14 protein-coding genes are annotated in these 14,873 nt (G+C 61.5%); 12 read left to right on the forward strand and 2 right to left on the reverse strand.

Annotation, left to right across the window (positions count from 1 at the left end):
- The first annotated feature begins 45 nt into the window (after positions 1-45).
- From H8S62_RS01105 to H8S62_RS01150, 10 genes are all read left to right on the forward strand, one after another.
- On the forward strand, positions 46-1,722 hold the full coding sequence (locus tag H8S62_RS01105; protein ID WP_155145152.1) for an efflux RND transporter periplasmic adaptor subunit: 1,677 nt from the start codon (positions 46-48) through the stop codon (positions 1,720-1,722).
- Positions 1,719-2,468, forward strand: coding sequence for an ABC transporter ATP-binding protein (locus H8S62_RS01110; protein WP_155145150.1), 750 nt, complete (start codon positions 1,719-1,721; stop codon positions 2,466-2,468). Before H8S62_RS01105 ends, H8S62_RS01110 begins: the two co-directional genes overlap by 4 nt.
- Entirely contained in the window at positions 2,465-3,646 is a 1,182-nt protein-coding gene (locus tag H8S62_RS01115) for an ABC transporter permease (RefSeq protein ID WP_173023784.1), read from the forward strand. The genes H8S62_RS01110 and H8S62_RS01115 overlap by 4 nt, the downstream gene beginning before the upstream one ends.
- A 150-nt stretch (positions 3,647-3,796) precedes the next feature.
- Positions 3,797-5,668, forward strand: coding sequence for an S-layer homology domain-containing protein (locus tag H8S62_RS01120; protein ID WP_186918229.1), 1,872 nt, complete (start codon positions 3,797-3,799; stop codon positions 5,666-5,668).
- 304 nt (positions 5,669-5,972) lie between these two features.
- Complete coding sequence (locus H8S62_RS01125) at positions 5,973-7,172, forward strand: ATP-binding protein (protein WP_186918230.1); 1,200 nt, start codon at positions 5,973-5,975, stop codon at positions 7,170-7,172.
- A 10-nt stretch (positions 7,173-7,182) separates the two neighbouring features.
- Positions 7,183-7,788, forward strand: a complete 606-nt coding sequence (locus H8S62_RS01130; RefSeq protein WP_186918231.1) for a DUF6064 family protein — start codon at positions 7,183-7,185, stop codon at positions 7,786-7,788.
- A gap of 100 nt (positions 7,789-7,888) precedes the next feature.
- Positions 7,889-9,001 carry a hypothetical protein gene (locus H8S62_RS01135; protein WP_207723435.1) on the forward strand — a complete coding sequence of 371 codons (1,113 nt, stop codon included), beginning with the start codon at positions 7,889-7,891 and terminating at the stop codon, positions 8,999-9,001.
- Positions 9,002-9,161: 160 nt separating this feature from the next.
- Entirely contained in the window at positions 9,162-11,075 is a 1,914-nt protein-coding gene (htpG, locus tag H8S62_RS01140) for a molecular chaperone HtpG (RefSeq protein WP_186918232.1), read from the forward strand.
- A 168-nt stretch (positions 11,076-11,243) separates the two neighbouring features.
- Positions 11,244-11,483: a hypothetical protein gene (locus tag H8S62_RS01145; protein ID WP_155145140.1), complete on the forward strand. Its 240-nt coding sequence runs from the start codon at positions 11,244-11,246 to the stop codon at positions 11,481-11,483.
- A gap of 280 nt (positions 11,484-11,763) precedes the next feature.
- Complete coding sequence (locus tag H8S62_RS01150) at positions 11,764-12,009, forward strand: hypothetical protein (RefSeq protein ID WP_155145138.1); 246 nt, start codon at positions 11,764-11,766, stop codon at positions 12,007-12,009.
- A gap of 54 nt (positions 12,010-12,063) precedes the next feature.
- Here H8S62_RS01150 and H8S62_RS01155 read toward each other — a convergent pair whose 3' ends face one another.
- Together H8S62_RS01155 and H8S62_RS01160 are read right to left on the reverse strand one after the other, a co-directional pair.
- Positions 12,064-12,579, reverse strand: a complete 516-nt coding sequence (locus H8S62_RS01155) for a P-loop NTPase family protein (RefSeq protein ID WP_155145136.1) — start codon at positions 12,577-12,579, stop codon at positions 12,064-12,066.
- Between the two features lie 64 nt (positions 12,580-12,643).
- Positions 12,644-13,411 (reverse strand): tRNA lysidine(34) synthetase, encoded by a 768-nt coding sequence (locus tag H8S62_RS01160; RefSeq protein ID WP_341481001.1) that lies wholly within the window; start codon positions 13,409-13,411, stop codon positions 12,644-12,646.
- 242 nt (positions 13,412-13,653) lie between these two features.
- On the opposite strand from H8S62_RS01160, the gene rplM reads away from it, so the two are divergent.
- A complete protein-coding gene (gene rplM, locus H8S62_RS01165) occupies positions 13,654-14,085 on the forward strand; it encodes a 50S ribosomal protein L13 (RefSeq protein WP_155145134.1) in 432 nt (143 codons plus the stop codon).
- A 15-nt stretch (positions 14,086-14,100) separates the two neighbouring features.
- Positions 14,101-14,505 carry a 30S ribosomal protein S9 gene (gene rpsI / locus H8S62_RS01170; RefSeq protein ID WP_155145132.1) on the forward strand — a complete coding sequence of 135 codons (405 nt, stop codon included), beginning with the start codon at positions 14,101-14,103 and terminating at the stop codon, positions 14,503-14,505.
- Positions 14,506-14,873 lie beyond the last annotated feature (368 nt).

The following is a 14,873-nucleotide window of genomic DNA, read 5'->3' on the forward strand; positions in this document are numbered from 1 at the left end:
GAAAACGCATGATTTTTTGTCAGCATATATAAAAGGAGAATCGCCATGGAAACCACTCAGGCCCCCGTCGCACCTACCCCTGCTCCCACTCCGGCCGCCAAATCGCCGGAATTCAAGATTCCAAAGCCCAAAAAGAAGCGCCGCTGGATTACCGTCCTGATTGTACTGGCAGTCATCGCCGCGCTGGTGGGCTGGTTCGTCGTACGGCCCATGCTGGCCGCCACCCAGATGGCCAACAGCCTGATGTACACCCCCGCCGTTGTGGGCTATCAGGATATTACCGTGGCAGTCTCCGGCTCCGCCGCCATCCAGCCCGTGGATTCCTACAAGGTCACAGCCCTGGTAAAGGGCGAGATTTTGGACGCCCCCTTCGAGGAGGGCGACGCCGTCCAGGAGGGGGACCTTCTCTACCAGATCGACGCGGGCGATGTGGAGAACTCCATTGAGCGCAGCGAGCTCTCCGTGGAACAGTCCCGCATCTCCCTTCAGAACCTGCTGGACAGCCGGGAGGACACACAGGAGAATCTGGACGTGAAGGCCGGGGACGCCGGCGTCATCCAAAAGCTCTATTATGAGCAGGGGGATACCGTCGCCGCCGGCAGCCCCATCGCCGACATCATCGACCGGGACACCATGAAGCTCACCGTCCCCTTCCACAGCGCGGACGCGGCGGGCTTCTACATAGGCCAGGCCGCCACCGTGTATGTGGACGGCACTGCCGAGACCCTCTCCGGCACGGTGGATAAAATCGCCGTGGTGGAGCAGGCGGGCGCGGGCGGAACCCTGGTGCGGGAGATCACCATCGCCGTCTCCAATCCCGGCGCCCTCTCCCCATCCAGCACCGGCACCGCCTCCATCGGCGGAGCGGACTGCGCGGCCTCCGGCCCCTTCGCCAATGCCGCCCAGTCCACCGTTACCGCTAGAACCAGCGGCAAGCTGGAGTCCCTCCGCGTCTCCGAGGGGGACCGGGTGAGCAAGGACCAGATTCTCGGCTCCTTTGAGGCCTCCGACATGGACAGCCAGATTGAGTCCGCCCGGCTGAGCCTCCGCTCCGCTGAGCTCTCCCTCCAGTCCACCAGGGACCAGCTGGACAACTACACCATCACCTCCCCCATCTCCGGCACCGTGATTGAGAAGAACTTTAAGGCCGGGGACAATTTGGATGCCACCACCAGCGGCTATCTGGCCGTGATTTACGATATGTCCAAGCTGACCTTCGACATGAAGATCGACGAGCTTGACATTGGCAAGATCCAGGTGGGCCAGGAGGTCCGCATCACCTCCAAAGCCCTGGAGGGGCAGGAGTTCACCGGACGGGTGAGCAAGATTAACATCAACGGCACCACCGCCGGCGGCGTAACCAGCTACCCTGTCACCGTGGACATCGACGACCCCGGCGAGCTGCTGCCCGGCATGAACATCTCCGCCGAGATTCTGGTGGAGCACGCGAAGCACGTCCTGGCCGTCCCCGTGGAGATGGTGGGCCGCGGCAACGTGGTCCAGGTCCTCCCCGCCGACGCTTACGACAAGGACGGCAACCCCGACTACACCCGTCTGGAGGAGCGCCCCGTCACCCTGGGCCGCAACGATGAGAACTACATTGAGATTCTCTCGGGCCTGGAGGAGGGCGAGACCGTGGTCTATAAGATGAGCTACACCAGCCTGATGGAGCAGATGATGGGCGGCATGGGCGGCGCGTCCGTGGCGGTGAGTGAGCAATGATAAAGTTTACCGACGTCTATAAGATCTACCAGATGGGCGACAGCGCCGTCCACGCCCTGGACGGGGTCTCCTTCGAGATAGGCGGGGGGGAGTTCGTGGCCATCGTGGGCCAGTCCGGCTCCGGCAAGAGCACGGCCATGAACATCATCGGCTGTCTGGACGTACCCACCAGCGGAGTCTACGAGCTGGGCGGAGTGGATGTGTCCACCATGGACGACGACCAGCAGGCGGTCATCCGCAACAAAATGCTGGGCTTCATCTTTCAGCAGTACAATCTGATCTCCACGCTGAACGTGCTGGAGAATGTGGAGCTCCCCCTCCTCTACGGCGGTCTCTCCGCCTCGGAGCGGCGCTCCCGGGCTATGGACGCCCTGGAGGCGGTGGGACTCTCGGATAAGTATAAGAACCGGCCCAACCAGCTCTCCGGCGGCCAGCAGCAGCGGGTCTCCATCGCCCGCGCCCTGGCCGGGGACCCCGGCGTCATTCTGGCCGACGAGCCCACCGGCGCGCTGGACTCCCGTACCGGGCGGGAGGTGCTGACCTTCCTCCAGGAGCTCAACGCCGCCGGGCACACCATCGTCCTCATCACCCACGACAACTCCATCGCCGTGAAGGCCCAGCGGATCATCCGCCTTCAGGACGGGCGCATCATCTACGACGGCGATGCCCACGACCCCCAGGCCGTGGTCCAGCCCGAGGATACGGACGTCCCCGCCATCGGCTTCAGAGAGGAGGCCGCCACGTGAATTTCACCCAATCCTTCAAGCTGGCGGTCAAGAGCCTTGCCACCAGTAAGATGCGCGCCCTTCTCACCATGCTGGGCATCATCATCGGCGTGGCCGCGGTCATCATCATTATCTCTCTGGGCGACGGCATGAACGATATGATTAACTCAGAGTTCGAGAAGATGGGCACCAACCTGCTCCAGGTCCAGGTCATGGGCCGTGGCTCCGCCCGCTCGGTGGACGACGAGGATATGTACGCCCTCAAGGAGCAAAACCCCGACTGCATCGCGGCCATGAGCCCCAGCGTCGGTGTCAGCGCCACCCTCAAGTACGGCAACGACACCTTCTCGTCCTCCACCACCGGCGTGGGCGAGGAGTACATGACCGTCAAAAACCTGGAGCTGAGTCAGGGCCGCTTCCTCCAGTATATCGACATCGCCCGGCTCCAGAAGGTCTGCGTCATCGGCTCCTATGTGGACCTGAACACCTTTAACGGCGCCGGCCTGGGCAAGAGCCTCTTCATCGGCGGCGACGAGTATAAGGTGGTGGGCGTTCTGGCCGAGCAGGCGGACAACACCTCCTACGGCGGGGACAACGCCGTCTACATCCCCTATACCAACGCCACCCGGCTGAACGGCAGCGCCACAATCAGCCAGTACCTCTTCACCGCCACCAGCGAGGACACCAACACCCGTGCCAAGGCGGTGATTGAAAACGCCCTGGATAAGGTCTATGGCAGCGACGACGACAGGGACTACTATATGGTCATCTCCATGAGCGAGATGATGAGCATGATGGGCAATATCCAGGGCACGGTCATGACCGTCCTGGTGGCCATCGCCGCCATCAGCCTGCTGGTGGGCGGCATCGGCATCATGAACATCATGCTGGTCTCGGTCACCGAGCGCACGCGGGAGATCGGCATCCGCAAATCCCTGGGGGCCAAGGGCCGGGACATCCGCAGCCAGTTCATCATCGAGGCGGGCACCACCTCCGCCCTGGGCGGCGTCATCGGCATCGCCCTGGGAGTGCTGCTGGCGGGCGGCATCGGCAGCCTGATGGGCATCACCGCCAAGGCGTCCCTCTCCGCCATCTGCATCTCCGCTGGGGTCTCCCTGGCCGTGGGCGTGCTCTTCGGCTACCTCCCCGCCAACAAGGCGGCAAAGCTGAACCCCATCGACGCGCTGAGATACGACTAAGTGAAACGTGAGACCACAGAAGGCAGAGGCCGGGCAAGCCCGCCTGAGGCATTGCCCTCAGCGCCCTTTACGCGGCGGGATCGCGCCCACTGGACGCATGCCCTTCCCCCTTTATGTTTCACTGTTCATTCATTAAAGGAGCATCCAACTATGAAGAAACGACTTCTTTCGGCCCTGGTCTGCGCAGCCCTGGTATTCGGCCTGGCCGCGGCAGGCTTCGCCGCCGAGGCAAACCCCACCGTGGAGGAGGCCGCCCAGGTCCTCTCCGCCCTGGACATCATGACCGGGGACGAGAACGGCGATCTCCATCTCGGCAAGACCGTCACCCGGGCCGAGTTTACCAAGCTCACCGTCGCCGCCTCCGCCTGGGCCGACAGTGTGGGGCCCGCCGCCAGCGTCTCCCCCTACCCCGACGTGCCCAAGAGCAGCTGGGCCGCGCCCTATGTCCAGGTGGCCAAGGAGAAGGGTATGGTGATGGGCAGCCTCTCCGGCTACTTTGAGCCCGACCGCAATATTACCCTCGTGGAGGGCGTCACCATGGTTCTGCGCCTCCTCGGATATCAGGACAGCGACTTCTCCGGCGTCTGGGGCAGCGGCCAGATGGCCATGTACCAGTCCCTGAAGCTGGACAAAAACATCTCCGCCGGACGGGACGACGCCATGACGCGCCAGGACGCGCTCTGGCTCTTCTATCACCTCCTCACCGCGAAGAACAAGAGCGGCCAGGTCTATTTGGCCACCCTGGGGCATACCCTCACCGCCGCCGGCGAGATTGACCGCGTGGCCCTTGTCAATTCCGTCATGGAGGGTCCCCTGGTGGCCGAGGGAAACTGGCAGGCCTCACTCCCCTTTGCCGCCTCCACCGCCAAGGTGTACCGCAACGGCAAGGCCGGGTCGCTTGCCGATGTGCAGAGCCTGGACGTGGTTTACTACTCCAAGCCCATGCGCAGCCTCTGGGCCTGGTCCAATAAGGTCACCGGCTCCATTCAGAAGATTTCCCCCTCCGCCTCCTCCCCCACCAGCGTGACGGTGGGCGGGCAGACCTATACCCTGGAGACCTCATCCGCCGCTTACGCCCTCTCCGATCTGGGCGCCTTCCAGACCGGGGACACCGTGACCCTCCTTCTGGGCCGCAGCGGCGGCGTGGCCGCGGTGCGCACGCCCGGCGAGAGCGCCGGCGTGACCTACGGCGTGGTCACCGGCACAGGCAACGCCTCCTACCAGGATAAGGACGGCAAGAGCTACACCGCCTCCACCGTCTACGTCACCGCCACCGACGGCAACCCCTACTCCTACCAGTGGGAGGACAAGAACAGGAAGTTTGAGGCCGGGGACATGGTCCAGATTACCGCTGGGGACGACGGCTTCCAGCTCAAGAAGCTCTCCGCCACCAGCCTGACCGGCAGGGTGAACGCCGGCGGCACCGCCCTGGGCGGCTATGACTTCGCCTCCGACGTGGAAATTCTGGACACCTGCGGCGACGGCGCCGCGCTGCGGGTTTACCCCAGCCGCCTGGCCGGGGTCAGCTTCAAGGATAAGATGGTCCGCTACTACGTGCTCAATGAGAACGGCGAAATCAGCCGCATGATCCTCAGCGACGTGACTGGGGACATCCACCAGTACGGCGTCCTCACCGACGTGACCGAGAGCGCCCTGGGCATGACGCTCCTGTCCAGCTATGTCTACGATGTGGCCGGCGTACCCGGCGCCTATACCAGCAAGACCAGCATCTGGAACCTGGAGAAGGGGCCCTGCCAAATCAAAATGGACGGCAAGGAGATCGGGCGCATCTACAACCTGACCGGCGCGGAGCTCACCGCAGTCGACGGCAATACCGCCGTGGCCGGCGCCCGGCAGTATACCCTGTCCGACAGCGTGGCCGTCTATGAGCTGCGGAACAAGAAGTATTACCTCACCGACCTCTCCCGGGTGACCGGCGGCGGCTACGACCTCACCGGCTGGTACGACAAGGCCGCGTCCGAGGGCGGCCGCATCCGCGTCATCATCGCGGAGGCGGAATAGAGATTCCTCAGCGGGGCGGCCAATGGCCGCCCCGCTTCCGTATGGTCGGCGCGCTGCTGCGGCGGCGTGGGGAGATTGCTCAGAGCAGGCGAAGCCCACCGCCGCGGGCCCCGGGGGCCGGGCCGCCTACAGGGCGCCTGCGCGGCGCCCGGGCCTTGTCAAGAGGTCTGGCGGCGGCATCCGGCCGGGGGAGCTGGTCCCCGCCGGGCCTCCATTACCTCTCCCGCTTCCCTCCTCCGATTGACAACCCATGCCTCAGCGCATACAATAAAGCCATTAGACCATTGGAAATGGGGATGGAGACATGACATTGGAAGCGCTGCGGTGCGCCCTGCTGGGCGTGTCCGCATATCGGAATATCCTGGAAGAACCCCTTATGGCCGAGGTGACCGGACTGCTGGAGGCCATGGTCCGCCAGCGCGGGACCGAGGCGGTGGAGCGGTACGCGAAAATCTTCTACCGTCTGCGGCAGGAGGGCTATCCGGGCCTGGGCGACTGGCTCCACGACCGTCTCAGGTACGAGGAGGCCCCCTACCCCCTGGCACTGGAGCAGGGCGGGGCGGACCCGGCGCTGGAGACCGCCGCCCGCCGGGACATCGAGACCTTCTACCTCCTCTCCGAGCTGGACTGCGACAAACTCATTGACAAGCTGAAATCCCTCCTGCCCCCCGACTTCGCCCCCGTGCTGGCCAACCTCCCCCGCTGGCGGGCCGGGGCCCCCTTCACCTTCGAGAGCCTCTCCGCCTTCTACCGCGAGCGCGGCTGCGGGCTCTTCGCCCGCTACCGGGCCTTCTTCTGGGAGAACGGCTCCCTCCGGGGCGTGGCCGACCCGGACTGCACCGCGGGCGACGAGCTCATCGGCTACGAGCGTCAGCGCAGCCAGGTGGAGGCCAACACCCGCGCCCTGCTGGAGGGCAATCTGGTCAATAACGTGCTGCTCTACGGCGAATCGGGCAGCGGCAAGTCGGTGACGGTGAAGTCCCTGCTGAAGGTCCCCGGCTTCGACGACCTGCGCCTCATTGAGGTGCAGAAGGAGGCCCTGGGGGACTTGACCGACCTCATCCGCCTGCTGGCGGGCCGGCGGCACAAGTTCATCCTCTTCATCGACGATTTGGCCTTCGACCAGGATGACCGGACCTACGGCGTACTCAAAACCATCCTGGAGGGCGGCCTGGAACGCCGCCCGGCCAACGTGGCGGTATACGCCACCTCCAACCGCCGGCATCTGGTGCGCCAGACCTTCTCCGCCCGGGCCGGGGACGAGGTGGACCGTGAGGAGACCATCGCGGAGAAGACCTCCCTCTCCGACCGCTTCGGCCTGCGCATCCCCTACCTCTCCCTGGACAAGGCGGGCTTCCTGGACATGGTGGAACAGATGGCCGCGCAGTACGGCATTGACATGGCCGCCGAGGAGCTGCGCGCCAAAGCCGTTGCCTTCGAGGCGCGGCACCCGGGAAGAACTCCCCGGGTGGCTCGGCAGTTCATTGCAAGTCTGAGCATGTAGGCGGCAGGATATGGACGCACAGGTATTTTGGGATGTCATCGGCCGCTACAATCAGCAGACGCTGGCGATACAAATTGTTCTGCTCGTGTTTGTGTTGTCAGCGGTATCGATATCCTTCGCCGGAAAAGTCCAATGGCTGGCAAAGCTCGCCTTGGGCGTCGCGAACCTATTTATCGGTATCGTGTTCTTCGGAATCTACGGCACGGAGCCGATCCAGATGTTTTTTGCGCTGCCCCTCTATCTCGTCTGCGGCGGTCTCTTTTTATATGAGAGCCTGCGCAGCAGGGAGGATGCGCTGGGGCGTCCGGACGGATGGCAGGCCGCATTGCTGGTGCTCTACGCACTGTATCCCGCCGTCTCCATTCTGCTGGGGAACCGCTTCCCCCGGATGGTGACCCATATCATGCCCTGCCCGGTGGTCTCCCTCAGCATCGCCGTATACGCAGGATATCAAAAGAAAAATCTCGTGCTGCTGGCCCTTCTGACCATGTGGGGTCTGACCGGCGTCAAATCGCTCATTTTCAGCGCCTATGAGGACATCATCCTGTTGATCTGCGGCATATACGGAGTCGTCCTGACGGCAAAAGAGCTCAAAAAGCGCAAAGGGCGCGCTTAACAGGCTGTATCGTGTCATTTCTTTGTAAACCCCTTGTAACCCAATTTCGGACCGCATTTGGTAAACTTGGATTGAACTTGGCTTGAAAAGGGGTGCTTTTATGATAAAGCCGATGCTCCCGGCCGCCTGCGGACTGCTCTGCCTGCTGGCCTTGTCAGCCTGCGCGACTGAGGCGGCCTCGCCCGCCCCCTCGCCCGCCTCCAGCGCCGTGCAGGCCCCGTCCCCCGTCCGCACCCCCGGCGCAGCGCTCTCCCCAGAAGTCTCCCCCATCCTCGCCCCCGCGCCCCTGACCGAGGAGGACCTGGCGGACCTCTACGCCGCCGACGGGTACGAGGTGGTAAACGTCACGCCCTACCGGGGGGACTATGTGGTGGAGTACCGCTATGACCCCAATTGCGGCAGCTATGGCGGCGGGCATATGGTAGACTGGGTGTTCCACGAGACCGGCCGGCGGGTGCTGCTGGAAAACGTGGACGAGAGGGCGGGCGTTTGTACCTACGAGGTGGTTGGCCCCGGCACGGTCCGCTTCCGCACTGAATTCTACCGTATTGACGCGCTCTATAAGACCATTCCCCGGAGTTGGGAGGTCTCTGTTCTGGTGGATGAAAGCGGGGCCCTCCCCAACGACTATATTCCCGTGGAGGTCGAGTGGCGGGACCTCTCCCCTGTCTGGCTGGACCCCCGCGAGCCCTTTTATACCGGCATCTGGGACACGGAGCACGGCGGGCCCTATGAGCTTGAACGAATGGGCGCAGGGCGGTATGAGCAGCTCTATGACGCCCGCATCGACGCCGACGGGCTCTCCTTCACCTTCATCCCCAACGCCGACAGTATGGAGCGGTATATCTCCTTTTCCCCCGTCGCCACCTCGGCGCCTGACTGGGAGACCGACTTCGACCGGTCTTCGGGAATTTTTACCTTCCGTATGCGCCGAGTAAGCCTGTCCTGCGGTTCGCTGCCCGAGGAGGAGCTGCGGAATTTCGGCACGGATCAGTTCATCGCGCTCTATCCCTATTCCTTCCCGGCGGGCAGTCTGGGCCGCGACAGCCACTTTCTCACCGATGTACAGCTCGCCCAGGACGGCGAGGACACGGTGGTCACCGCCCGGCTTACCGACAACGCAGGGAGCTTCACCGTGGAGACGGGCAACCTTGGCCAGGACAACATCCCAAAGCTTCGTGTCGTTTTTCAGGAGCCGGAACCCGGGGCTTAAGACTGGTACCAGTGCAAATAAAGGCGATTTCAATTTGTAAATTTTCTTTGAACCCTCTTGATATTTATGATAGAAAGCATTATGATAGCGTTAGCACTCAAATGTTTCGAGTGCTAACGCTATGTTTTTAAGAATTTTAATATATACGGAGGCGCACGCAATGGCGAAGAAACAATTCAAGGCGGAATCCAAGCGGCTGTTGGACCTGATGATCAACTCCATCTACACCCACAAGGAGATTTTTCTCCGGGAGCTCATCTCCAACGCCAGCGACGCGGTGGACAAGCTGGCCTATAAGGCCCTCACCGACGACCAGGTGGGCCTGAACCGGGACGACTTCCAAATCACCCTCACCCCGGACCAGCTTGGGCGCACCCTCACCATCTCCGACAACGGCATCGGCATGACCCGCGACGAGCTGGAACAGAACCTGGGCACCATCGCCCGCAGCGGCTCCCTCCAGTTCAAGCAGGACATGGACGCTGAGAAGAAGGCCGATGTGGACATCATCGGCCAGTTCGGCGTGGGCTTCTACTCCGCCTTCATGGTGGCGGACAAGGTCACCGTCACCTCCCGGGCCTACGGGTCCGACGAGGCCTGGTGCTGGGAGTCCACCGGCGTGGACGGGTATACCCTCTCCCCTGCTGAGAAGGAGGCCCCCGGTACCGATATCGTTCTCCACATTAAGGCCGACACGGAGGACGACAAGTACGGCGAGTACCTGGAGCAGTACCGCCTGGACGACCTCATTAAAAAGTATTCCGACTACATCCACTACCCCATCCGGATGCTGATGCACAAGTCCCGCCAGAAGGAGCGTCCCGAGGACGCCGACGAGGACTACAAGAGCGAGTGGGAGGATTACGACGAGTGGGAGACCCTCAACTCCATGGTGCCCCTCTGGCAGCGGCCCAAGAGCGAGGTGACGGAGGAGGAGTACAACGCCTTCTATAAGGAGCACTACGGCGACTGGGAGGACCCCCTCTCCGTCATCCACGTCCGGGCCGAGGGCCAGGTGGAGTATAAGGCCATGCTCTACATCCCCACCCGCGCCCCTTACGACTTCTACAGCCGGGACTTTGAGAAGGGCCTTCAGCTCTACTCCTCCGGGGTGCTGATTATGGACAAGTGCGCCGACCTCCTCCCCGACCACTTCCGCTTTGTCCGCGGCGTGGTGGACAGCCCGGACTTCTCCCTGAACATCTCCCGGGAGGTGCTGCAGCACACCCGCCAGCTCAAGGTGATCGCCGCCAACCTGGAGAAGAAAATCAAAGCCGAGCTGCTGCGCATTCAGAAGGACGAGCGTGAGAAATATGAGACCTTCTGGGCCTCCTTCGGCCGCCAGCTCAAGTACGGCGCGCTGGAGGATTACGGCGCCCACAAGGAGCTTTTGAAGGACCTGCTCCTCTTCTTCTCCTCCAAGGAGGGCAAGCTCACCACCCTGGCCGAGTACCGCGGGCGCATGGCCGAGGACCAGCCCTATGTCTACTACGCCAGCGGCGAGAGCGTGGAGCAGATCGCCAAGCTGCCCCAGGTGGAGCGTATTCTGGACAAGGGGTATGAAATTCTTTACCTCACCGACGAGCCGGACGAGTTCATTATGGACGCCCTGGGCGTCTGGGACGAGAAGCCCCTCAAGTCGGTCTCCGACGACGACGCCCTTCCCCAGACCGACGAGGAAAAGGCAGAGGCCGAGAAAAAGGCAGAGGAGAACAAGGACGTGCTGGACTTCGTGAAGGAGACCCTGGGCGAAAAAATCAAGGAGGCCCGCATCTCCAAGATTCTCAAGTCCGGCGCAGTGTGCCTCACCGCCGACGGCCCCATTACCCTGGAGATGGAGAAATACTTTGCCAGGATGGACCAGGGCCAGGCTCAGAGCATGAAGGCCCAGCGGGTGCTGGAGCTCAACAGCGACTCCGGCGCCTTTGCCGCACTCCGGGAGGCGTTGGACTCCGACAGGGAGAAGGCCGCCAAATACGCCGAGCTGCTCTATGATCAGGCCCTTCTCATCGCCGGCCTGCCCATTGAGGACACCGCCAGATACACCGAGCTGGTGTGCAGTCTGATGCAGTAACGGTCCCTGTGCACACTAGGCCGCCGGCCCATATGGGCCGGCGGTATTTTTGCACATTGTCAAAGACTTAACGATTAAAATGGGCCTTCCTTTGTGAAATAAAAAACTTTTCTTCCCATTTTAATCTATTTGTGCTATCCTCATCTCAACAGACTGGAGGGGATATGTATGGTCATTAACAAGAAATTCCGTACCGTGCAGGAGCTCAAGCGCTTCAGTCAGCTGGCCTGCTCGGTACCCGAGCCCGTCTATCTGCAGGATGAGGACGCCCGGAACCTGGTCGCCGCCGAATCAATTATCAATCTCTTTACTCTGGACTACTCCCGCCCCGTGCGTATCATCACCGATTCGCCGGTGGTAGCCGAGGCTATGGACCACTGGGAGCAGGTCTGTCCCGCGTTTGCGTAGCTTATAAGAGCAAAGGCGCGGCCCCTCAACGGGCCGCGCCTTTTTTACATTTTTGTTTGTAAGCAATAAGTAAACTCTTAAATGCGTCAACGTTCCCATATCTCTCTATATTATTTTGCTTGTATCCTCCATTTGTCCATTTAACTTTTATCTTAATTTATTTCAATGTCAGTAATTTTTGCTATATCCAATCTCATGTCATTCTAAACATTAGTTAATACGTCTATTGATTCTTTCCCACCCCACTGCTATACTAAGGCCATAAAGGAGGTGACCTGAGATGGTCTTTGAAGCAAAGTTTGATTCTTTCAACGAAATTGCCGAGGTGCAGAAGCTCGCCATGGCAGTAGAGGAGCCCGTGTTCTTCGAGTCTGAGGACGAGAACATCCACATCGACGCCAAGTCCTTTATCGGCCTGTTCGTCCTGGACTTCTCCAAGCCCGTGAAGGTCGTCACCGACTCCCTGTATGTAATTCGCCGCCTGGAGCTGGCGAGCAGGGCGAAGCTGACGGCCCGGAAGGCCTAAAAGCCCTTCTACAAACATTCAAGGCGGCCCGTGCTAAGCACGGGCCGCCTTTTTTTACTGTGAATGCTGAATTTCACGTAAAAACTGCTCCACCTGGGCCGGATTTTTCAAAACTGATATTTTTCCGGCGTATTTCCCGCAAATGTCTTGATAATGGTCCCGGACCGGCTTCGTGCGTCCCTTCCACATGAGCCAGCAGAAGAATTCCCGGTCGAACTTTTCAATACAGCCGTCCGCCATACTCTCCCGCGCCCGGTTCCGGTATTTACAGTAGCGCCCCACAGCTCTGGGAACGCAGATCCGGCGGGGAAAGTCCAGGAAGACGATGCGGTCCGCCAGCGCCAGCCGCTCCGCCTGGGCGAAGTTGCGGTAATTGCCGTCAATCACCCAGTCCGGTCGGGCCATAAACGCCTCCACCATGGCCCGCGCTTCCCCGCGGTCCCGCTCCGCCCAGTTCGCTGTAAACTGCACCGTGTCCAGGAAGAGCACGGGGATGCCGTACCGCTCCCCCAGCGTACGGGCCAAGGTGGACTTTCCCGCTCCGCTGTAGCCGATAATGGCAATTCTCATGGCCGCTCCTTTCTTGGGGCGCATCCGGAAAGTAGGGGCATCCGAATTTGCAGCCGCGCCCGGTTCAGTCGATCCCCTCGTCGGGCAGCGGCGTGCGCCTGTGCTCCACCGGCCCCCACTCGGGCAGGGGCAGACGCTGCATCGCGCCGAAAATCCGCCGCTTCAGGCCCGGATAGCGGTGGTCCAGGTCGCGAATCAGCTCCTTGACCTCCTGGCGCTTGGTATATCCGTCGGCGGGGCAGGGGTTGTGGACCACGGGCAGGCCGCTCTTCTCCGCCGCGGTGCGGATCATGGCCTCCCCGCAGTAGAGAAGAGGCCGGATCTGGCAGATGTCGGTCCGGTCCAGGTAGGTCACGGGCTGGAAGCAGGAGATGCGCCCCTCGTAGAAGAGGGAGAGGAAGAAGGTCTCCACCGCGTCGTCAAAGTGGTGGCCCAGGGCGATTTTCTTAATCTCCCGCTCTGCCAGTGCATTGTGGAGGGCGCCCCTGCGCATTTTAGCACACATGGAGCAGGGGTTTTTCTCCTTGCGCAGGTCGAAGATGATATGGTGAATCTCCGAGGGCAGGAGGGAAAAGGGCACATCCAGTTCCCGGCACAGGGCCTCCACCGGCGCAAAATCCATCCCCTCTCCCCCGTCCACATGGCCCATGTCCAGGGTGAATGCCTCCACCGTAAAGGGGATGGGGTAGAACTCCCGCAGGGCCGCCAGGGCCGCCAGCAGGGTCACGGAGTCCTTGCCGCCGGAGACCCCCACGGCAATGCGGTCCCCCGCCTGGATCATGTCGTAATCCTCCACACAGCGGCGGACATAGCTGAGAATTTTATTGTTCACCAAGGGGAAAACCTCACTTTTCGGGCAAAATAATTTGAAAATCGAAATCGAGAAAACAGGAGATAACAAGAGATTTTGAGAGATATCATGAGCTTTCCTATTTATAAATTAAAAAAAGCGAAAAAGCCGTTGACACTGGGGAACCAAGGTATTATAATACAAAACGCTCCACTCGTCCAGAGTGGGGCGCTTATTGTGTTAAATCCAGTTTGGAGATATAAAAGCAATTGGAGGTTTCACCTATGTCCACTTTTATGGCAAACAAGGGGAACATCGTCCGCAAGTGGTATATCCTCGATGCGGCCGGCAAACCCCTGGGCAAGACTGCCGCCACCGCCGCTACCCTGCTGCGTGGCAAGCATAAGCCCGAGTACACCCCCCACGCCGACTGCGGCGACTATGTGGTCATCGTAAACGCCGAGAAGGCCGTCCTGACCGGCAAGAAGGCGGAGCAGAAGATGTACCGCACCCACTCCGGCTATGTGGGCGGCCTCAAGGAGACCAAGTACCGCATCCTCATGCAGGAGAAGCCCGAGCTGGCCATGAAGGTGGCCGTCCGCGGCATGATGCCCCGGAACATCATCACCAAGGACTCCCTGACCCGGCTTCACATCTATCGCGGCGCCGATCACAACCAGGCCGCGCAGAAGCCCGAGCCCTGGACCGCGGAATAAGGAGGAGACTAAACTATGTATAAGAGCAAGAAGCCTTATCTCTACGGCACCGGCCGCCGGAAGTCCTCTGTCGCCCGTGTGCATCTGTTCCCCAACGGCACCGGCGCCATCACCATCAACGGCCGCGATATCGACGAGTACTTCGGCCTGGATACCCTGAAGATGGTTGTCCGTCAGCCCCTGAACACCACCGGCACCATCGGCAAGGTGGACATCGTTGCCACCGTCACCGGCGGCGGCGTCTCCGGCCAGGCCGGCGCCATCCGTCACGGCATCGCCCGCGCCCTTCTGAACGTGGACGCCGAGTTCCGTCCCGCCCTGAAGGCCGCCGGTTTCCTGACCCGCGACCCTCGTATGAAGGAGCGCAAGAAGTACGGCCTCAAGGCCGCCCGCCGCGCGCCTCAGTTCAGCAAGCGCTGAGTTTTTTCTCCTGGCTTTCGAAAGAGCGCCGTCCGAATGGACGGCGCTCTTTTTCTGCACCTCCCGGCGGCCTTTGGTCCGGACTTCTTCGGCGCTCCTCGCCAAGCGTTTTGGCCCCCCGTGAGGCCAAAACCTTGATGCCGGCGGGATTCATTCCCGCCGAGCAGATGTAAGATATTCGGGGTCCCCACGGGGCTTGCCCCGTGGGGCGCGCAAGAGGTACGGCCTCAAGGCCGCCCGCCGCGCGCCTCAGTTCATATTCCATCAAAAACGCCCCTTCCCCCATAGGGGCAAGGGGCGTTTTTGTCATTCACTTAGATTCATTTCCACCCTTTGGGCGGCGTTTTTCCGAAATCTGCCGGGCGGTT

It is taken from the genome of Lawsonibacter faecis (assembly GCF_014287675.1).
GTDB classification, from domain to species: domain Bacteria; phylum Bacillota; class Clostridia; order Oscillospirales; family Oscillospiraceae; genus Pseudoflavonifractor; species Pseudoflavonifractor faecis.

Excerpts from the sequence above, each read along its gene's own strand:
- H8S62_RS01105 (WP_155145152.1), top strand. The coding sequence starts at position 46 with ATGGAAACCACTCAGGCCCCCGTCGCACCTACCCCTGCTCCCACTCCG.
- H8S62_RS01110 (WP_155145150.1), top strand. The coding sequence starts at position 1,719 with ATGATAAAGTTTACCGACGTCTATAAGATCTACCAGATGGGCGACAGC.
- H8S62_RS01120 (WP_186918229.1), top strand. The coding sequence starts at position 3,797 with ATGAAGAAACGACTTCTTTCGGCCCTGGTCTGCGCAGCCCTGGTATTC.
- H8S62_RS01125 (WP_186918230.1), top strand. The coding sequence starts at position 5,973 with ATGACATTGGAAGCGCTGCGGTGCGCCCTGCTGGGCGTGTCCGCATAT.
- H8S62_RS01130 (WP_186918231.1), top strand. The coding sequence starts at position 7,183 with ATGGACGCACAGGTATTTTGGGATGTCATCGGCCGCTACAATCAGCAG.
- H8S62_RS01135 (WP_207723435.1), top strand. The coding sequence starts at position 7,889 with ATGATAAAGCCGATGCTCCCGGCCGCCTGCGGACTGCTCTGCCTGCTG.
- htpG (WP_186918232.1), top strand. The coding sequence starts at position 9,162 with ATGGCGAAGAAACAATTCAAGGCGGAATCCAAGCGGCTGTTGGACCTG.
- H8S62_RS01145 (WP_155145140.1), top strand. The coding sequence starts at position 11,244 with ATGGTCATTAACAAGAAATTCCGTACCGTGCAGGAGCTCAAGCGCTTC.
- H8S62_RS01150 (WP_155145138.1), top strand. The coding sequence starts at position 11,764 with ATGGTCTTTGAAGCAAAGTTTGATTCTTTCAACGAAATTGCCGAGGTG.
- H8S62_RS01155 (WP_155145136.1), bottom strand. The coding sequence starts at position 12,579 with ATGAGAATTGCCATTATCGGCTACAGCGGAGCGGGAAAGTCCACCTTG.
- rplM (WP_155145134.1), top strand. The coding sequence starts at position 13,654 with ATGTCCACTTTTATGGCAAACAAGGGGAACATCGTCCGCAAGTGGTAT.
- rpsI (WP_155145132.1), top strand. The coding sequence starts at position 14,101 with ATGTATAAGAGCAAGAAGCCTTATCTCTACGGCACCGGCCGCCGGAAG.